This window comes from Paraconexibacter sp. AEG42_29 (assembly GCF_040581415.1).
Classification (GTDB): domain Bacteria; phylum Actinomycetota; class Thermoleophilia; order Solirubrobacterales; family Solirubrobacteraceae; genus Paraconexibacter.
The window spans coordinates 4,949,687-4,969,923 of sequence record NZ_CP114014.1; the positions used below are offsets into that span (position 1 = coordinate 4,949,687).

At 66.7% G+C, this 20,237-nt stretch carries 10 protein-coding genes; 8 read left to right on the top strand and 2 right to left on the bottom strand.

Annotation, left to right across the window (positions count from 1 at the left end; translation table 11 throughout):
- Nucleotides 1-231 precede the first annotated feature (231 nt).
- The 7 genes from DSM112329_RS23810 (at nucleotide 232) to DSM112329_RS23840 (ending at nucleotide 13,715) form a co-directional block, all read left to right on the top strand.
- Nucleotides 232-1,452, top strand: coding sequence for a DUF6361 family protein (locus tag DSM112329_RS23810; protein WP_354699053.1), 1,221 nt, complete (start codon nucleotides 232-234; stop codon nucleotides 1,450-1,452).
- 2 nt (nucleotides 1,453-1,454) lie between these two features.
- Nucleotides 1,455-3,251, top strand: coding sequence for a phospholipase D family protein (locus DSM112329_RS23815; protein WP_354699054.1), 1,797 nt, complete (start codon nucleotides 1,455-1,457; stop codon nucleotides 3,249-3,251).
- A 1-nt stretch (nucleotide 3,252) separates the two neighbouring features.
- A complete protein-coding gene (locus DSM112329_RS23820) occupies nucleotides 3,253-6,399 on the top strand; it encodes a DEAD/DEAH box helicase (protein WP_354699055.1) in 3,147 nt (1,048 codons plus the stop codon).
- 313 nt (nucleotides 6,400-6,712) lie between these two features.
- Nucleotides 6,713-10,387: a GTPase gene (locus DSM112329_RS23825; RefSeq protein ID WP_354699056.1), complete on the top strand. Its 3,675-nt coding sequence runs from the start codon at nucleotides 6,713-6,715 to the stop codon at nucleotides 10,385-10,387.
- Nucleotides 10,374-12,023: a GTPase domain-containing protein gene (locus DSM112329_RS23830; protein WP_354699057.1), complete on the top strand. Its 1,650-nt coding sequence runs from the start codon at nucleotides 10,374-10,376 to the stop codon at nucleotides 12,021-12,023. The genes DSM112329_RS23825 and DSM112329_RS23830 overlap by 14 nt, the downstream gene beginning before the upstream one ends.
- A gap of 568 nt (nucleotides 12,024-12,591) precedes the next feature.
- Nucleotides 12,592-13,149, top strand: coding sequence for an EcsC family protein (locus DSM112329_RS23835; RefSeq protein WP_354699058.1), 558 nt, complete (start codon nucleotides 12,592-12,594; stop codon nucleotides 13,147-13,149).
- Between the two features lie 5 nt (nucleotides 13,150-13,154).
- Nucleotides 13,155-13,715 (top strand): SHOCT domain-containing protein, encoded by a 561-nt coding sequence (locus DSM112329_RS23840; RefSeq protein ID WP_354699059.1) that lies wholly within the window; start codon nucleotides 13,155-13,157, stop codon nucleotides 13,713-13,715.
- A 16-nt stretch (nucleotides 13,716-13,731) separates the two neighbouring features.
- Here the strand turns inward: DSM112329_RS23840 and DSM112329_RS23845 are convergent, their stop codons facing one another.
- Nucleotides 13,732-14,049, bottom strand: coding sequence for a hypothetical protein (locus DSM112329_RS23845; RefSeq protein ID WP_354699060.1), 318 nt, complete (start codon nucleotides 14,047-14,049; stop codon nucleotides 13,732-13,734).
- An 89-nt stretch (nucleotides 14,050-14,138) separates the two neighbouring features.
- Between DSM112329_RS23845 and DSM112329_RS23850 the strand changes: the two genes are divergently transcribed.
- Nucleotides 14,139-17,192: a helicase-related protein gene (locus DSM112329_RS23850; protein WP_354699061.1), complete on the top strand. Its 3,054-nt coding sequence runs from the start codon at nucleotides 14,139-14,141 to the stop codon at nucleotides 17,190-17,192.
- Here DSM112329_RS23850 and DSM112329_RS23855 read toward each other — a convergent pair.
- Complete coding sequence (locus tag DSM112329_RS23855) at nucleotides 17,176-20,067, bottom strand: HD domain-containing protein (RefSeq protein ID WP_354699062.1); 2,892 nt, start codon at nucleotides 20,065-20,067, stop codon at nucleotides 17,176-17,178. The genes DSM112329_RS23850 and DSM112329_RS23855 overlap by 17 nt on opposite strands.
- Nucleotides 20,068-20,237 lie beyond the last annotated feature (170 nt).

Genomic DNA, 20,237 nt, shown 5'->3' on the forward strand with positions numbered 1-20,237 from the left:
ACGACGACGGAGCGTTTGCAAGCGATGCCCGTGCGACCCGGCGCGGTTCGCTGGGTGCCGAAGCGCACCTACTGGTGACGTTGCTATTCGAGACCAGGCGCGCGAGTCTGAGGGCTACCGCGGCCGAGCCGGTCAGATTCCGGGCACTTCGAGCGACCTCAGGCGAGAGGTGCTTCAGATTCAGCGACGACGAGCCGACACCTCACAGCGTTCCCTATCACGAGGCGGGCAGTGACCTCTTCTAGCTTCAGCTGGCTCGACTTCGATGAGCCGGCACGCCAGCGCATGCGCGAGATCGTCGAGCTCCTCCGTGAGGAGGGCAGTATCGACGAACTCGGACTCGGCCGTATCCGTGATGCGTTCTCGGACCGCCTCTTCCCGGGCACCTCGGTGCTGTGGCGGCGCGCGCGGTATCTGCTCTTCGTGACGTGGATCTACGAGTCGATCGAGCGCGAGGGCTTCCGCCAGAACGATGCCGAGCGCGCCGCTCGTGCCCTCCAGCGCAAGCTGCGTGACGCGATCCTGTCGAGCGACGACCACACTGGCCTGATCGGCCTGCGCCGTGCCGATCCGGCGGCGCCGCCGGACGTCATCCTCTGGGCGGCACTCCGCCAGTGGGGACTCCGGGGTGCCGGCGCCGGCACACTGCGCCAATACCGCTCATCGCTGAGTCGCCGACCACGCCATGCGGTCGAAGGAGACCCGCAGATTGCGTCCGTATGGAATCCTCAGGTGCCGAAGGCACCTCGTGAGTTCCCGGAAGATGCAAGCTTTGCCCTGACCCAGCCCGAGGCACGATTCCTGCACGACCTCGTAGTCTCGGAAGACGCGGACCCAGACAGTGACGGCGACGACGCGCGGCGGCGAGACTCGATGCTCGCTGACCTGTTGCGCGTGGAGGACCTCGACGACGTCAACGCACCGTGGCAACATCAGTTGTCGGACAGCGCCAGCGACGAGCTCCGGGAGGCGCTTTGGATGTCCGGCTGCTTCTCCGACACAATGCACGGTGCCACGCTGCTGTACGCCCGGCGGCTCGCGGAGCTGCGGGAGGACGACGAACAGCTCGAGGCAGCTGACGCAGAGATCGTTGGGTGGGCTAATCGCGCGACAGATGCTGGCCGCCTACAAGAACTTGCTCGCTGGGCCACTGATCTCCCGGCGTTCTTCGCGGTCGTCGAGACCCGGCGACGTACGTCGCCAGCCGAGCGCGCGTTCGTCAAGAACTGGAGCACCCTCGCGCTCCGCGACCCGACGGCCGTCGCTCGGTCTAGGGACGCAGTGCGCCTCGTCGAGGACCGCGAGGCACACAGCAAGCAGGGCAAGGCCCGTCTCACCGCGCCGCGCGATCGTGACCGCGGTGATGGCGGTGCGATCCCAGGCCCGCTGACGTATCGCTGGGGCAATGCGCTGCAGCTGGTAAAGGACATCCGCACCGGACTCGAGGCCTGACGATGCTTGCACCGAACAGCCGCGAGCTTCTGCTAGACGCGCTGCGCCCCGACCCCGGCTTCGTGCTGGAGTGCGCTGTGGGGACGACGTTCTCACTCGACCTCGACGCCCTCCTGCTCGCGCCGCTGGCGTTCGCGCTCTTTGACGTCGACGCAGGCAGTGCCGACGCCGACCCCATCGCGCTCCTGGCCGCCATCACCTCTTACGCGCGGAAGATGGCGATCTACACCGACGCCGCACACATCTGCGTCCCATCGAAGGAGCGGCCGCTGATGCAGCTGCTCGAGTCGACGATCCGGCCGATCGAGATGCCTGATGGTGCGTTTCATCCGAAGGTCTGGGCCCTCCGCTACGTGACCCCAGACGGCGAGCGTCGCCATCGCGTTTTGGTGCTTTCGCGGAACCTGACGTTCGATCGCTCGTGGGACACCGTTCTGCGCCTCGACGAAGACCCCGACGCCACCGGCGACCTCAACGGACGCGAGCTCGAGACGTTCCTCGACTATCTCCGTACGCGTAAGCCGTCGTCCGTCGTCGACGATCTCCTCACCACGATCGGACGCGTCTCGTTCGCGCCGCCACCGCTGTTCGACGAGCTGCGCTTCTGGCCGATGCTGGCCAACGGCGCGGATCCGATGCGTGATGTTGGTGCGTCTTCCGTCCTCGTGGTCTCCCCGTTCGCCACGAGCGGTCGGTTGGCGCAGCTTGCGCCGGACGCTAAGCGACGGGCGCTGGTAACGAGATCAGACACGCTGACGGAGCTCGGCGGGCACACGCTTGCCCCGTGGCACGAAGTCTTCGTGCTCCGAGGCGAGGCAATCGACGACGACCCAGAACACGACGAAGCGATCGCAACGCTCTCCGGCCTGCATGCGAAGCTCTACGTCTTCGACGACGGGCGTAAGCGACGGATCTTCACCGGCTCGGCCAACGCGACGACCGCCTCACTCGCGCGGAACATCGAGCTGGTCGTCGAGCTCAGCTCCCACGATGCGTCGACGCGCGTCGACCGGTTGCTCGGCGAGACCGATGGCACCCCGACCCTCCGTGCACTGCTGACTCCCCGGCGGCCCGAGTCCGACGAGCCGGTGCCGAAGACCGCACGGGAGGTCGAAGCTGATCGCCTCGAGGCACTAGCGCGAGCGCTCGCGGCGGGGCGTCCCGTGGCGAAGGCGCAGTCCGACGCCGCGGGCCGGTGGAGCGTCGCATTTACCCTGCCGCTCGGCGGGGTCGAGCTCGCCCCCCACGACAAGCTGCGCGCGCGGCTTGTCACGACGACCGGTGTATGGCAACAGCTCAGCGGCAACAGCTCTGAGATGCGGGGCGACCTACCCGCCGGCGCGGCGTCACGGGTGAGCAGCCTGGTTGCGGTTGAGCTCGCAGGTGACCCTCACCTCGGGGTCGCGCCCGAACGCTTCGTCGTCATCGCTGAACTCATCGATGCGCCAGAGAATCGTGAAGATCAGCTGCTGCTCGACCTGCTGCCCGACGCCGAGAAACTCATGCGCCTGCTGTTCATGTTGCTCGCGGACGGCCGGGACGGTGCCGACGCCGCCGGCGAAGTCCGGCGCATCCTTGCCGGCCACGGGAGTGGCGACTCGACACCCTGGTCCCCTCAGCTCCCGCTGTTCGAGAACCTCGTCCGCACGTTCGCCCGTGAGCCCGAGCGGCTGCAGACGATCCGGGGCGTCATCGACAAGATGCGTACCGCTCCTGACGGACTCGACCGCTTTCCCCCCGGGTTCCTCGAGCTCTGGTCGACTTTTGAACGCGTGCTGCCCAAGAAAGCTGGAGCCTGAGGTGTTCGATGCCACGCCGTACCTTGACCGCCTGAAGCCGTTTCAGATGGCGACAGTCGAGCACATCTTCGCGCGGATGTTCGATGCCGATGACCCGGTCAACCGATACCTCTGCGCCGATGAAGTGGGCCTCGGCAAGACGATGATCGCGCGCGGGCTCATCGCGAAGATGATCGAGCACTACTCGGTGACCGAGCCGACGCGACGCATCGACGTTCTTTACGTCTGCTCGAACCAGGCCATCGCGAAGCAGAACTTCTCGAAGCTCGCGATCGTCGGTAACTCGCAGCGCGCGGTCACGGACCGCATCACGAAGCTGCCGCTCCACCTTGGCGACCTCGAGAGGGAGCTGCCCGAACTTGGCATCGCGGTCAACTTCATCCCGATCACGCCGACGACGTCGCTCGACTTGCGCTCCAACGTCGGCCGCGTCGATGAGCGCGCGCTGTTGTGGACCATGCTCGGGGACGAGCGATTGATCGGCCGGCGCGGCATGCGCCGTGTTGGCGCAGAGCGGCTGCTCAGGCAGAAGCAAGTCGGCGACTGGTCCTGGCAGTACGAGAAGCGTCGCATCGGGCCGGGTGACATCGACTCGACGATCTTGGACGCGTTCGTAGCAGACATCCGCTCCGGATCGCCGTCTCTTCTCGAGCGGTTCGCGGAGACCGCCGAGCTGTTCACGTCCAAGCGCGCCTGGGACGACAACCGGAACGGATCGAAGCGCACCTCGATCGTCGGCGACCTCCGTCGGCAGCTGGCCGAGACGTGCATCCGAGCGCTGTCGCCCGACCTCATCATCCTCGACGAGTTCCAGCGTTTCCCGAAGCTGCTTGATCCCGACGAGACCGTCGGTGCGCTTGCCGACTTGCTGTTCCAGCAGCACGAGGCGAAGACGCTGCTGCTATCGGCGACGCCTTACAGGATGCTCACCCGAAGCACCGAGCTTGACGAAAACCATCACGACGATTTCCTGAAGACGACGAAGTTCCTGCTCGAGCACGACACGGCCGGCGTCGAGAAGATGGCCGGCGCCCTCGTCGCCTACCGCGAGGGCCTCCGCGACCTAGGACGCGGCGGGTCGGCGACCAGCGCGGTTGTCGAAGCGCGCGACGTCGTCTCGCACGAGCTGCGTCGCGTCATGTGCCGGACTGAGCGTCTCGCAGCGACAGCTGATCGCAACGGCATGCTCGCAGCGAACCCAGCCGAGGCAATCGGTCCCCGGCTGGAGCCGGCGGATCTGCTTCAGTTCCGCGAACTCGACCGCATCTCGGACGCGATCAAAAGCCAAGACGTCGTCGAGTATTGGAAGAGCTGTCCGTATCCGCTGAACTTCATGGACGGGTACAAGTTTGCTGAGCGCTTTGAAGGTGCCTTGAAGTCCGGCGACGTCAAAACCTTCGCCCACGGGCTCGACGTCGACGCGGTCCGCGCTACGAAACCCATCGACCTCGGGAACGCCCGCCTGCGCGGGCTAGTCGACCAACTCGAAGCGGAGCGTGCCTGGTCGCTGCTGTGGCTCCCTCCGAGCCTGCCTTACTACACCCCGGGACAGCCCTTTCAGCGAGCGTCCGTCAAGACCAAGCGACTCATCTTCTCGTCGTGGACCGTGGTGCCGAAGGCGATTGCCGCGCTGACGAGTTACGAGGCCGAACGGCACTTGTTCGCTGCGCTCGACAGCGGCGCTCGTACCGAGGTACAGGGTCTGCAGTGGCGCCCAGACGGCCCTATGACCGAACTGGTGATGAGCATGCCCTCCCTAACGATGGCCGAACTCGGCGATCCGCTCATCGTAAGCCGCAAATTTGGTGGAGCCGACAGCCCAGCGAGCCGCCCCGCGGTCCTCCAGTCGGTGCGCCGCGCGGTCAAGGATGCGCTCGCGCAGCTCGAGGTTCCGACCACCGACGCCGGTCGCGGAGACCCAAGGTGGTACATCATGGCGCCGCTGCTCCTCGACGATCAAGGGTCGCCCGGCTCGGCGGCCGCTCTCCTCGACGCAGCTGAGGTGCTCGAGGTCGATGCGGCTGCGTGGCGGTCACATCTGCGGGAGCTCCGCCGACTCCTGGCAGACCCGTCGGACCTCGGCAAGCATCCGAGCGACCTCATCGAGGTTCTAGCGAAGAACGCGATCGCCGGACCGGGAACAGCAGCGCTGCGCTCGCTCTCGCGGTCGGCAGGGCAGGACATGGTCAGCAACCTGGGGAACGCGCTCACGCTCGGTCTTGCGTTCCGTGCGCTGTTCAACCTCCCCGAGTCATACGCCATCGTGCGCGCGCTCACCGAGACAGCCTCCGGCGACGACGTCTTCTGGAAGGCTGCGATCGACTACTGCCTCGCGGGGAACCTGCAGGCCGTCCTGGACGAGTACGTCCACGCGCTCACCGACTGGGTGGAGGACCGGCCGGCCGACCAAGGGGGCAAGGTCGGCGCCATTGTCGCGACGGCCGCCGAGTCCCTCGGCATCAAGACGACCGACCTGACGGTCCGCACCGTCGAGGACGGGAAGCTTGGCAAAGCGCTGACCATGCGCACGCGGTTTGCCCTTCGCCTGAGCGACGGTCGGTCATCCGAGGACGCGAAGTCGGTCAACCGTGTCGACACCGTCAGAAAAGCCTTCAACTCTCCGTTCTGGCCCTTTGTCCTGGCGACAACCTCGATCGGTCAGGAGGGGCTGGACTTCCATCACTACAGCCACGCGGTGGTCCACTGGAATCTTCCGAGTAACCCCGTCGACCTCGAACAGCGCGAAGGCCGGGTGCACCGGTTCAAGAGCCACGCGGTCCGGCGCAACATCGCCGCGAGCTACCGCGCAGAGGGGGTAGCGGCGACTGACCCGTGGGGCGCGATGTTCGCGGCCGCGCCCCCGAAGGATGATGGCCTACAGCCGTACTGGGTGTTCGAAGGCACGCAGGAGGCCTCGTTGCGGGCAAAGATCGAACGCCATGCGCTGACGATGCCGATGAGCCGCGACGCTGAACGCCTGAAGGACCTTGTGCAGCTGCTCGGCATCTACCGGCTCGCGTTCGGGCAGCCACGGCAGGACGAGCTGCTCGCCGCGCTTCGGATCGCACCCGATCTGGAGGCGAAGGCGCACGAGCTGCTCATCGACCTCCAGCCCTTGGCGCCCGCTACCGCCGTTTTGACCACTTGACACCCAGACAAGGAAGGGAAGCCGTGTCGATTCCGATGAACAAGTACGACAACCGAGCGCTCTCGGAGATCCGTGTGTAGTGCCCCGCGACCGGTTCGTCTTCGTTAGCCCGCACGCAACTGCCAGCGGCGTCCGCCGGGAGGCTCGCGCCCCTCTCGCGTCGTCACGAGCTCGACCACTACCAGCGCAAGTACCGCTGGGAAAGGAAACAGGCCGGCGAGTTTGTCGATGACCTAGTCGCCAAGTTCCAAGAAGCGCGCGACGCGTTCGAGGATAACGTCAGGTCCCCGCACCAGATGCCGACAAGGACTCCATGAATCCGTCCTGGGAAGGCATCGTCGCTGAGGCGATCCGCCAAAGTAGCGAAGCGGCTGCCGTCCAGCTCGACGCCATCCACAAGCGAGCAGCCGACTGGACCGGTCGCCTTTCATTGCTCGAGACCGAGCACGGATCACACGCCGATGCTCATCAGGCTGCTCCGACGCTTGCTCAAGCCGTCACTGAAAGCGTTGATCACTCGCTTGAGGGGCTGCGGCGGCGGCAGCACTATCTCGGCTCGTTGCATCTTGTGCTGTTCGGTCGCACTGGCGCGGGGAAGAGCTCTTTCGTCGAGGCACTGACGCGCGGCACCGGGCAGCGGATCTCCCCCGAAGGCCGGCTTGACTTCACAACCACTGTGGACGAAGTCGCCTGGGGCTCGGTGGTCGTCGTCGACACCCCCGGGATCGAAGGCTGGGCCGACGACGGACAGCGCGACGTCATCGAGGCAGAAGCCCATGCGGCAGTGCAGCGCGCCGACGTCGTGATCCTCGTCTTCGACGACTACAACCAGAAGGTTCGCGAGTTCCAACAGATCGCGGAGTGGGTCGCGCTGTTCGGCAAGGTGGCGATCGCGATCCTCAACGTCCGAGATGACGAGTGGCGCTACGACGCTCGCCTTTACGACCCCGATGACCGCGAGCCGGCCGTGCAGCAGATCCGCGAACATGCGGGCCACATCGATCGCATGCTTCGAAGCGTCGGACTCGAAGACGTGCCGATCATCGCGGCGAACCTCGCGTGGGCGTTCGGCGCTCGCGCATCGGAGATCGGCCGCCATCCAGCGGCGGCCGAGCTAGAGCGCGCACGCGACGAGCTCACCCCGATCGGCCTTGAGCGCGTCTCGAACTTTGATGCGTTTGAAGACCTGATGACCGCGCTCCTGAGCGGAGACCCGGCGAGCCTGCGCCTCGGAGGTCTTGAGCGCGAACGCGTCACTGCGCTGCACGAGATCCAAGCGCTGCTGCGCCGTGAGGAACGCGCCGCCGCGCTCCTCGCCGACCAACGCGAGCTCGCCGTCCGCACCGTTCTCGGGCGAACCGGAGCGCCCCGTCTGCAAGATCTTGAGGAGATCGAGCCGGGCGCGGATCAGGACAGCGTCAGTGAGCTGGTGTCGCTTCTCGCGGACGACCGGTACGCGGACGTGCGCGACGAGCGTGGAGAAGTGGCGCGGTTAATGACTACGCACCTGGACGGCCCGATCACGGCCGCACGGAGCAATGGGCTCACCGCAGCCCGCGCCGAGCTGCAACAACATGATGGACGCTTTGCTTCGGTCAGCGCTCAGCGGCTTCAGACCGTCGCCCTCAAAGCAGCAGCATTTGACGACGTAGCGGCCCGGCACAGCGCGTCCGCACTCATGCGCCTCGCGAAGGACATCGCGGCGGATGCCGAGAGCCTGCGGGCAGATTTCGTGTGGGAGGTCCGCGATTTTGAGACCGGCTTTGACGCCGACACCGGCCGTGGCCGCCGCAGCGCAGGCAAAGTGCTCGGCTTCGGAAGCGCCGGCGGCGCCGCCGTCGCCGCGGTGCTGGCGGCGAGTAATCCACTCGGATGGGCCTTGGGAATCGGTTTCGTTGGCGGAGCGCTGGCCCGAAAGCTCCGGCGGTCAGGTCATCGCAAGCGAACCGAGGAACGTCTACGAGTCGAACGCGAACTCGGAACGTGGTTGCACGGCGTCGCACAAGACGTCCAGGGGGCTGCCCGTACCGCCGGCGAACGTCAGGCGCTGATCCTGGCCGGTCGCGCGGCAACCGCTGATGCGCGGCAGGCTGCTCGACACCGCGCCGACGAAGCGCTACTCCGCGAAGTGCGCCGAGACGTGCAGGCAGCCAAGAAAGAGGCGTCAGCCGCCGCCGCGCCCTCCGAGCTCATCGAGCACGCCGTAGCGACGGTCGAAGTCGCGCGCTACCCGGACGACCCCGACGCCGGCCCGAAGGTGTGGCTCGGCGAGGACTGGCTCGACACGCCGTCCGAGACCGCAACCCGCGAGCGCCCCCGCCTGGACCGGCCCCGTCTCGGCGACATGATCGTCATCCGGACCGTTCCGGCGACAACATCCGAGCGGTTCTGGCTAGCAGCCGAGCGACTCGCCGCAACGGGCCCAGAGCTCAGCGCGGCGGTCAACGCCGGCCGTGCTGTCTTGGCGGCCGACCCAGTGGTCGGCTTCGTAGGCGACTTCTCGTCCGGTAAGACCAGTCTGATCCGTCGCCTTGCGACGACTTGGGGCGTCGAGCTCAGCGAGCACGAGTTCGCCGTCGGGGCCGCACCAACCACAGAATCGATCATCGAGATGCGCGCTGGCGGCCTGATCGTTCGGGACACCCCGGGGCTCGGTTCTGGCGACGCCGAGCATGACCGGATAGCGCTGGCCGCAGTCGCGTCTGCCTCCCTCCTCGTCGTAACGCACACACCGGTAGGAGGGCGGCTTGACGACATCGTCGATCTTCTCAGCCCGGATGGGAGAGCACTCCGCACGGTGCACGTCCTGGGCCGGATCGACGCGCTCAGCGCGCGTCCTCACACTGACCCTGAAGGCTTCATGTCGCTGTTGGAGGTGAAGCGGTCTGAACTGGCTCGAAAGCTGGAGGCATCGGGGCTTCCACCGCACGCTGATCTGCCGCTTCCGGTTGCCGCTGATCCGGGCCGACGGCACTCCGGGGGCCGACCCTGGCAGCTCAAAGACTTCCTCCCCTTCAATGGGTGGGACGGTATCGATGATCTGTCCCGAGTTCTTTTCCGCGAGGCTCAGCGCGGGCGTGCTTCGGCTGCGATCGACTGCACCCGCGACGCCGCGCTTAGGACTTGCGCACGTCTAGCCGCGGACCTTGACGGCATGGATCTCCGGTCGAACGAGATCCAGCGCGTCATCGACATCTACCGGCGCGCAGCAGATGCACACGGTCGCGCCGAGCAGCGTGCCGCCCATGCGCTGCACGCTGTCATGAGTGACGCCGTCGCTGAGCGTTTGGAGGATCTCGCGGACATGGACACCACACGACTGAGAGCCGTGCAGCAGACCCCTGACTCGTGGCTCGTCACCGAACGCCTCGAGGGGGACTTCGCCGATTGGCGAGACGGCGTTCTCGGCGACCTCGAGCAGGTCTACGCAGAGCTTGAGCAAGCCGTAGAAGCCCGCGTCGGCTCCCGCGCTTTCGCCGCAGCTTTCGGAGACGGCGCAGGAGCAACGTTCGACGACTTCACCAAGGTCCTCCTGGAGGGTCTCAAAGCCGCCGCGGGTAAGGGCGCAGGAGCTGGCGAGAAGTTCGTCGCCGGCCTCGCCGCGAAGATCCCCGCGTTGGCCGGATTCGCCGAGCAGTTGGGGAAGGCGGCGGCACGAGGCGCAGCGGCAGCGGCGGGGCTCGTTCTCGAAGCAGGCGCTCAAGCCCTCGAGGACCGGGCTGAGAGACGCCGCGCCGACACCATGGAAGATGCCAAGAAAGCAATCCACGAGGCCGCCGACGCTTGGGTCACCGAAACGCTCGAAGGAACCGATACGACCGCCAGCGTACTGAGCGAGGTGGTTGCGTTCGCCGAGCAGATGATCCATTCTCCGCTCGCCTCGATGACGCAAGCACATGACGATGTGGCCAACGGACGCGCTGCGACGACCGCGACCGTCGCAGCTGCGGAAAATCTAATCCTGGAGGCAAACCGTGCACTCAACTGACAGGCCGTCGGCCGAACAGTGGCTGGCGGAATCAATTCAATCGGTGTCGTCCATCGACGAAGGTCTCGGTCGCAAGCTCCGCGAGCTAAGCAACACCGAACATCGTGTCCCCGTGCTCGCACTTGCTGGGCCGTATAACGCGGGCAAGTCCACCCTGCTCAAACGGTTGTGCGTGGACGACGGCGCCGAAGTTCCCGAGCGGCTCCTGATCCAAAGTGAGCCTTCAACCACGCGCGTCGAGCAGGCACGCATCGGTCCGTGGGAAATCCACGACACTCCTGGCCTCGACGCTGAAGACCCCGAGCATGCCGCGACTGCCATGGCCGCAGCTGCCGCGAGCGACCACGTGCTCATTCTCATGACGCACGACCTGTTCAGCGAGGAGTCCTCAACGGCAGAGCTCCTGCGCTCGCTGCCACCCGGAGCTGTTGACCTGGTTCTCAGCCGGATCGATAAGGCAGTGGTCGGCGGGGACCCGGCAGCCATCCACGCATATGTCGCCACCAAGGCCGACGATGCCCGTGAACGCGCGGCACGCGTCGGTCATCCCGATGTGCGCGTCTTTGCCGTGGCAGCAGACGTGAAGGGACGCATTGGAAATCGTCCGGCCGATCGAACGCGATACGACCGTGGCCGAGAGTGGGACGGCGTCGCTGACCTTCGGCAGTTCCTTGAGAACCCGCCGAGCCAATCTGCGATCGAAGCGGCAGCGAGAAGACGGGTCACGTCGGTGCTTGATCAAGCGTCCAAAACCGCCGCCGGCCTACTGAGCTCCGCGGAGGACGAGTTGCGCGAACTCTCGCTCGACGATGCCAAAGACGACTCACTCATCGACGAGCTTCGTCGGCAGGAGCGTGATGCACGCGACATGCTCAGCTCGACCCTTCGCGAAGTCGCCCAGCGTCGACCGGCCGCAAGTGCACGCTCTCGCATGTGGGTCGCCGCCGACACCCAGCTCACCAACGCAAGGCGTGCCCTCGAGGACTTCGCACGCGACGCCGGCCTTGAGACGCCCTCGTGGACTGTCGACCTTGACATCATCAAGGAGGTCCCCGCGATGGTCGCCGATCAGGAGGCCGGAACTGATCCGGTCGATCTCGCCAACGCGGAGGCGTTCATCCGAGATCAGGCGAAGGGCCTTGCTGGCGACACCGATCGGATCAAGGAACTCGAGAAAGCTCTCGACGCCCGTAACGCGGCGAAGCGCGAACAAGGCGTGCGCGACTGGTACCAGCGCAAGGACACGCCGTTCGACGGCGTCAGAGATGCCCGGCAGGCCGAAGCCGAGCTTCAGCGACTCAAGCGTCAGGCCGCCGGCCTTCAGCTCGGCATGGCGATGCTGGATGCCTTCAAGGAGGAGCGGCTGATCGCCGCCCAGCTGCGGGACCGTGAGCTCGCCGAGCAGGCGGCGCGAGACAACGCGGTCGCTCTGGCGTCGCGCGTCGCGGCTCTCCTTCACGACGGGGTGGACGACGGTGGCTGCGTTCGGGCAGCTTTCCGAGGAACGGAGGCCCAGTTGCGTGACCGTGAGGCAGAACGTGCCGAACACAGACGGCAGGCTGCAAACGCGCATGCTCGTTGGCTGACGGCGCGTACGCAGATCGGCGATCTACGAAAGCGCGCGCCGGACGTCTGACCCCTCCCGCAAGGCTTCCGCGAGGGCTGGCGGGCTACGAGCTGTGGTCCCGCTTCAACAGAGACACCGACGCCCTGTAGTAGCGCGCTGACCGACGTTCCAGGCGCCGCGTAGCTCCCGCATCGATCCGACCTGATGAAAGAGGCTCAGCTCATGCAAGACACCGCCTACGAGCACCTCGTCGAAAGACTCACCGCTGGTGACAGCCTCGACAAGCCGCTCGAGGCCTGCCTGCTGGGCCGCCGGCGACGGGCCGGAAGCACTAGCTGCGCACCCCGCCGGAATCGCCGCGCGCTATCGCGCCGGCGGCCGTAGTTCAACCGGCCCGCGTCTATCTCAGCGACATCGCTGTCACCGGATTCCGCGGCATCGCCGACGGTGATGTCTTGTTCCTGACAGCGTCGCGGCCTGGCGGTCAGTTTTCTCATCGAGCTGACGACAAGAACCTCGACCACTCATCGAGCTCGAGAAATTCATGCCTAACGCAACCACAGAGTCATCGCCAAACGTCGCCCTTCAGCTCGTCGAGAAGGTCATGGACCTCGGTATCGAGGGCAAGGCACCGGGGATGAAGACCTCGATCGAGGTGGCGGAGGATTTCCTCGCCGACCCTCGGTTCTCTAACAATGATGCCCGGATCAAGTCGCTGATCCGTTGGCACGTGACGCGGAGCGGCGCCACCGGGTTCGCCACGGGTCTTGGCGGATTCGCCACCATGCCGATCACCCTGCCGACCGGACTCGTTGCAGTTTGGGTCGTGCAGGCGCGGATGGTCGGCGCGATCGCGCACATCCGCGGTTACGACTTAGAGGACGAGCGCGTGCGGACCCTGGCGATGGCGTCGCTCGCCGGCGACGCACTGGTGACTGAAGTCATGAAGGAGCTCGGTGGCACCATCGCGGTGAAGATGGGCGCCGCGGCCGTGCGGAAGGTACCTGGCCAGGTGATCTTCGAGATCAACAAGAAGGTGGGCTTCCGCCTCCTCACGAAGGCGGGCACCAAAGGCTCGATCAACCTGACCAAGGTCGTGCCGGTCCTTGGCGGCGTCGTAGGCGGCTCCGTCGATGCCGCCTCCACGCGAACCGTCGGCGCCGTAGCCAAGCGCGCGTTCCCGGAGACCCGGTAACTGTTATGCGTGCGGCCTCCGCGATCCCGGTAGTTCAGAACCATCCGCTCTTTGTCCTGCTAGACGAGGCGCGTCTAAACGCGATTTCCAACCTGAAATCCGCAGCGACGGATATCGATCGGCTCGAGCAACTGCTCATCTTGAACAACTGCTGGACGTGGCAGATCGACGAGTTGCGGGAGATCATGGAAGACCTCGATCCCGGGGATCCGGCCTCTCGGGTCGCTAGCGATTGGATCTCCGCCTGGACCTCAGAGGCGAAGCAAATCTCAGCCTACGGCGATCAGCAGAACGCGCTGGTGGCCCGTGTCGGCCGTGGCGAAGCGCAACTCCTCGCTGACGGTCACGTGCGACCACTGCTCGAGAGCGTCAAGCAGCAGGCCCGAGGCCGCTTGCAGGCTCGACTCGAGGAGCTTAAGCAGCGGCATGATGAGATGCAAAGCCAGGCTGCAGGCTCCCCACACTCATTCGCCGATGAGCTCTTGAAGCTCGTGAGCCTACGCGACGCCGGTGCGCTCACCGATGACGAGTTCGCGGTCCTGAAGGCTCGCCTGATGGCTGGCTGAGCCGCGCGAACGCCCTCTACGGCATCGCGACGTCGATCGAGTCCACGGCGGTTCTGATTGCTTCGACGTCGTACTTCATGCTCATCGCGTTAAGGTCGATGGTCGCGACATCTCCTTGCACGCTGGATACTTCCGACCGCACCTCCTCGAGCAGGTCAGCGATGCGCTCTCCGATCGAGATCAGCTGGTCGAGCTTGTCGGCTACTTCATCGGACACGGCGGCTCCAGTCGTTGAGTTGAGTTCGGGGGCGATCTTTCCCAACCACCAGTCGCACCCAAACGACGCAAAGTCGCCGACGCCGATCCCGCGGCGGTTAGGCTCGCCCGAGTGCACGAACCGCGCAGGGCAGTCGGCTGAGCTTCAGCTTCGTCAAGGGCGACGAGGTCGCACTGCGGGCTCGTCCGGACTCCGGCACCGGAGTGGTGACCGACGTGCTGCGGACCGGGTCCGAGCCGCAGTACAAGGTGCGCTTTCCCGCCGGCGCGCAGGTGTACAGCGCGCGGCACCTGGAGCTCGTGGTCGACCAAGTGGCCACGAGCGCGGACCCGGCCCAGCTGCTGCAGCGAGGCGAGTTCGCGGACGCCGACGCGTTCCGCGCGTTCATGTCGCTCGCCAAGCTCGAGACGCCGCTGGCCGACAACCTTTACTCGTTCGCCGCTTCACGGACCGAGCGGCTGCCGCACCAGTTCAAGGCAGTGCTCAAGCTGCTCGCGAACCCCTACGGGCGGTTGCTGATCGCGGACGAAGTCGGGCTCGGTAAGACGATCGAGGCCGGGATCATCCTCACCGAGCTCGGAGCGCGCGGGCACCTGGACCACATCCTTGTTGCTTGCCCGTCGCCGCTCACCGAGAAGTGGCGGCGCGAAATGCGCGACCGTTTCCTGTTCGACTTCGAGGTCGTCGACGGGCAGGGCTTCCGCGACTTCGTCGCGATGGACGCCGATGGACCCAGCCCGGAGCCGCGTCGGATCATCGCGTCGCTGGAGCTCATGCGGCGGGCCGAGAACCTCGAGGCGCTGGGGACGTACGCGCCGGCGCTCGACGTGCTGATCGTCGACGAGGCGCACCACATGCGCAATATCGGGACGGCGACGAACGAGCTCGGCGAGGTGCTGACCGGGCTAGCCGAGACCGCTGTCTTTCTCACCGCCACGCCGCTGAACTTGGGTCGCGACGACTTCTTTCAGCTCATGCGGCTGCTCGTCCCCGACGAGTTCCCCCAGTTCGACACCTTCACCGCGCTGATCGAGCCAAACCGGCATCTGAACCTCGCGCTGCGTCTGCTGCGGGCGAGCGATCCGCCGGACTTCGCCGCGGCGCTGAGCGCGCTCAGCGAGGTGGAGCAGACGTCGTTGTACGGACGCTTTCAGCGCAGCGGTCGTTACCAGGGGACGCGCATGATTCTCGAACGGGGAGCGCGCGGGCACCAGGTCGAGCGGGCGGAGGTCGTTCGCTGCCAGCGCGACCTGATCGAGCTCAACACGCTCTCGCACGTCTTCACACGCACCCGCAAGCGCGAGGTGCAGGATCTCTTCCCTACACGTCGCTCAAGCACAGTGGCCGTGACGTTCACCCCAGCGGAGCGTGACTTCTACGACGCTGTCACCAACTGGGCACTCGCGACTTACGAGGAACAGGTCGCGCACTTGGTCGCTGCGACGTTCCAGCGACTCGCCGCCAGCTGCCTGCCGGCACTCGGCCGCCGGCTCGTGGACGTCGCTCGCACACGCACGCTTGAGCTCGGCGCTGACGAACTGACGGAGCTCGCTGACACCGACCTCGCCGGCGACACCAGCGCCTTCGACGATGCGCTCGCGGCCGACGGCCTCAGCCTCGACGTCGAACCGTCCGCACTGCAGCAGCTCCAAACGACGTGGCAGGCCTACCGCGGGCGCACCGACTCCAAGTACGACCGGTTTGCTGAGGCCTTGGTCGGGTCGTTCGAGGAGGGGGCCGACCGGGTCCTCGTGTTCTCCTACTTCACCGGGACGATTGACTACTTGGCCGAGCGTCTCGCCGGGGTCATGGTCGGCGGCGAGCGTCTGCGCGTCCTCAAGCTGTACGGACCGATGAGCTCGGAGCAGCGCGACGCAGCCGTCACGAGCTTCCAGAGTTCAGCGGGCCCAATCGTCTTGCTGTCCAGCGAGGTGGGCTCCGAGGGCCTCGACTTCCAGTTCTGCTCGCGAATGTTCAACTACGACCTGCCCTGGAACCCGATGCGGGTCGAGCAGCGCATCGGTCGTCTGGATCGTTACGGGCAGAGCAGCGAGCTGATCCACATCCTCAACATGATCGTGGCGGACACGATCGAGGAGCGGATCTTCTACCGGCTCTACGACCGGATCAAGATCTTCGAGTCGTCGATCGGTGACCTCGAGGCGATCCTCGGGGATGTCGAGAATGACCTCGGCCGCCTCCAACGCGACGCGCTCTCCGGCCGCCTGACCGACGCGGAGCTCGACCGCCGCCGCAACCTGATCGCCGACGTCATCCTGCGCCGCCAACAGGACAACGAAGTGTTCGAAGCCGAGAGCCGCCGCTTCCTTTCGAATGACGACGTCTTCCTCGAGCTGTTCAACGACATCGAGCGCAGTCGGAAGTACGTGACCCCTGAGGAGCTAGAGCTCCTCACCCGCCGGTACCTCGAGGTCTGCGGCTGTGACGTTCAGCTGCGCGGGGTGTCAGGTCGCCCCGGCGTACACCGCCTAAGCGGTGACCTGAACCCGTTCCGCATCCAGCTCATGCGCACGCTGGCCCGCAGCCAAGGCGGCGCGAAGGCCGCTCGCGCGTTCATCGCACGCCTCGCCGACGACGGCATCACGCTCACCTTCGACCCGAAGATCGCGACAGCAAGCCGGCAGCTCGAGTTCGTGTCGCTGCACCACCCGATCATCCGCGCGCTGTGCGACTCGCCGGACCTACGGGCCGAGCTTGCCGCCTGCAGCGCACTGGAACTCGACCTGGGCCTCGCAGCCGCCGCACCACACGCGTTCTTCGTCTTCGAGCTCCGCGCCCACGGTCTCAAGGACGAGCTCGAGTTCGTTCCGGTGGTCGTGGACGACTTCGGCGAGGTCGTCCCCGGCGCCGGCGACCTGCTCCTCGCTGGCCTTGGCGACGCCCGGACAAGCACGGCGTCGGCACCGTTCACGAGCGACCAAGTCGACGGTCTGTACCAGTCGGTACTCGGGTGGGTCGCCGACACCGTCGCCGCCCGTGAGCGCGAGCTACAGGCGCGCAACGACGAGACCATCTCCGCGCAGGTGGAGAGCTTGCGCTTGTCGACCGACCGTCGACGCCTGTGGCTGAACGAGCAGATCCAGGCGGGACGGTCGAACCCGATTGTCCGGATGCGGCGCGCTCAGCTGGGTCGTCTGGAGACCGAGCACGCCGCCCGCCACGCTGAGCTCGACCGACGCCGCGGGGTCAGCGTCGGTTACCGCCTCGTCGCGGCCGGCGTCGTCACCCCTCCGGCGTAGGCGTCGCGCCGGCGAGCTCGGCGTCAGGCGTCGAGGCGAGGTCGAGGAGTCGCGCGACGGTGTCGCCGAGCTCGGACGCCATGTCGCCGGGGCGCTCGGTCGTGAACAGATCGGCGAGGGCGGCGAAGTACCAAAGGAGATCCTCCGAGTCGACCTCCATCCGCTCCCACAGGCGCTCGCCGCTGCGGCGGTACTCACGCACGAGCGCCCGCGCGTTGTCGAGCTTCTCCGCGAGAGCGATGCGGCGCACGAGCGGACCGGCGGACTCGAGGTCCCGCAAGTGGATCATCTTGAGCTCACGCCAGGTCTGGTCCTCTTCCGGTGCGGGATCGGTGCAGCCGGCAACGATGACCGCGACCTGCGAGCCAAACTGGTGCGCGATCCGCTCGAGCACGTCGCCGCCGTAGTCCTCCACGGAATCGTGAAGGAGCGCGGCGATGGCCTCGTCCTCGCTGCCGCCGTCCTCGAGGACCAGGGCAGAGACCGCCTGCAAGTGCGCGAAGTAGGGGATGTTCGTGCCGCGACGCCGCTGAGCGGAGTGGATGAACTTCGCCTGCATCAGCGCCTCGGAGAAGCGCGGTCCGAGGGCGGGCGCCGACGGGGCGACGGTGAACGCCTCCTCATCGTGGTTCACTGCGTCCGGGCTATCGCCGGAACCCGCGGGCTCGTCCTGCACCTCCGGCTCGGGATCGAGCTCGAACGGCTGCCGCGTCGCGTGGACGAGCGTCAGCGTGCGGGTGGCGCGGGTGAGCGCAACGTAGAGGAACGCCCACTCACCGGCAGGTCCCGCGATTCCAGCTGGGTCGACGACCACGACGTGGTCGAACTCGAGGCCCTTTGCCTCCTCGGAGGACAGCAGCGTGATCTGCCGGGACAGGCCGTCCGTGCGGATGTCACCGGCTTGGACGCCAGCCTCATTGAACGCGACCCTGGCGTCGTCCATGCGATCGACGGGGACGATGACCCCGACTGTGCGTTCACCCTCGATGCGCCGGACCGCCTCCGCAGCGGCGCTCGAAAGCAGCGACGCCTCAACAACTTGCACGAAGCGCGGCGCCTCGTCACCGTCGCGCACCGCAGTCGGCACGGTCAGGTTCGGGGCGATTCGGGGCAGGAACGAAGACGCCAGGTCCATGATCTGCGCCGGGACGCGGTAGCTGATCGCCAGCTCAGCAATGCGCAGGTCGACGAAGGCAGCCGGCTCGTCGATCGCACCGACTAGCTCGGTCCAGTCGGGGAAACGCCAGGGCCCTGTCGACTGGGCGATGTCGCCTACAAGCGTCGCGCGCCCACCGGTCGCCCGCCGCATCACCATGCGCAGCTGCATCGGCGTGAGGTCCTGCGCCTCGTCGGCGAGCACGTATCCGTACCGCCGCTGCAGTCCCCGAATGGCAAGGTCCGCTTCGTCCAACAGCGGCATATCTGCTGCTGTCCATGGCTCGTCGCGGAGCAGACGCCCGCGTTCGCGGTAGAGGAGGGCCTGCTCCTCGACGGTCAGCTCGGCTCCCGCCACTGCCTTGATGCGCTGTCGGCTCCCCAGCAGGTCGCGCAGCACCTCGGGCGCGGTCAGCGTGGGCCAGATGCGGTCGACGATGCCATCGCGACCCGCGACGGCGACGTTGAGGTCGCTCTCGAACGTACCCCGTGGTAGCCGTGTCGAGATCGCCGCCATCTGCTCTCGGACGAGTTCGAACATGCGTCGCCGGAACCCGTCGCGGCCGGCTAGGTAACTCCGTCCCTCACGCCGAGCGCGCTCAACCACCTTCGCCAGATCTTCCGGCTGGATAACGACACGGGTGCGACCGACATGGACCTCGGTCGGATCCTTCGGGACCCGGACGCGCGCTTCCACGGCCCGACCGACGAAGGCGGCCATGCGCGGGTCGCCCTTGAGGACGGCGACGTCCTGTGCTTCGGTGGCACGGACGCGGACCTCATCGAGGTCGGGCAGCCGGTCGATCGCTGTCTGATTCACCGCCGTCTCGCCGAGGCTCGGCAGCACCTTGGCGACGTACTCCATGAACGCCCGGTTGGGCCCAACGACCAGCACGCCGGTGCGCTCGAGCTGCTCTTTGTGATTGAAGAGCAGCCACGCCGCGCGGTGAAGAGCGATGGCCGTCTTGCCGGAGCCGGGGCCGCCCTGGATGACGAGCATGCCGTCGATGCCGTCGCTGATGAGCTCGTACTGCCGTGCCTCGATCGTCGCGACGATGTCGCGCATTTCCGTCCCGCGGGCGCGGTCCATGTCGGCGAGAATCGCATCGACGATCTCCTGGCCCGGCGGCGAAACCTCCGTCTCGACGGGCTCGGGCACGACTGGTTCGGGCTCGGGCTCGCGGGCCGCTGGGGTCGGGACAGGCGCGGGCGGCGCGACAGGCGTCGGCGGCGTCGGTGGGGCGGCGCGCGGTTTCGGGGCGGGCTTGACCGGGGCGGGCGCCGGCGGGGCTGCCGGCTTCGGCCCGAACGGCTCGTCGACGATCGACAGCAGACGCAGGTGCTCCGTCTGGAAGCGTCGACGGAGGAGCAGACCGTGGGGATCGTTCTTGCTCGCGGTGTAGAACGGCTCCGCGGCAGGCACACGCCAGTTGATGACGAGCAGGCCCTGCTCGCCACGGATGGACTCGCGCCCGAGGTACCAGCTCTTCCCGTCCTTCTCGAGGTCGATGCGGCCGAAGCACAGCGCGTCCTGGTCGACCGGCTGCTGCAGTCGCTGCACCGCTAGTCGCTTCATCTCGCGCGCAGTCACCTTGTCGCCGGCGCTCTCTGCAGAGCGCTCGAGCCGCTCGCGGCGCTCCTGGTCGGCGCGGTGAACCAGTTCGATGTACGCCTGCTCGGCGCGATGATCGGGATGAGCAGTACCGGCGGGAGGGACCATGATCGTGAGGCCTCGGGGTCGATGGCAGGTGGCTGAACGGCGGAGGTCGCAGGACCGGTCGCAGCTGCGCCCGCCCATCTGACACCAGAACCTGAGGTGTCGCGCTAGGCACCTATCGGCGCGCCCGCCGGATTTTTGACTGGCGTGGTGTCCGAGCGAGAACAGCGACG

Coding starts and splice junctions, on each gene's coding strand:
- DSM112329_RS23815 (WP_354699054.1), top strand. CDS start 1,455: ATGCTTGCACCGAACAGCCGCGAGCTTCTGCTAGACGCGCTGCGCCCC.
- DSM112329_RS23825 (WP_354699056.1), top strand. CDS start 6,713: ATGAATCCGTCCTGGGAAGGCATCGTCGCTGAGGCGATCCGCCAAAGT.
- DSM112329_RS23835 (WP_354699058.1), top strand. CDS start 12,592: ATGAAGACCTCGATCGAGGTGGCGGAGGATTTCCTCGCCGACCCTCGG.
- DSM112329_RS23840 (WP_354699059.1), top strand. CDS start 13,155: ATGCGTGCGGCCTCCGCGATCCCGGTAGTTCAGAACCATCCGCTCTTT.
- DSM112329_RS23855 (WP_354699062.1), bottom strand. CDS start 20,067: ATGGTCCCTCCCGCCGGTACTGCTCATCCCGATCATCGCGCCGAGCAG.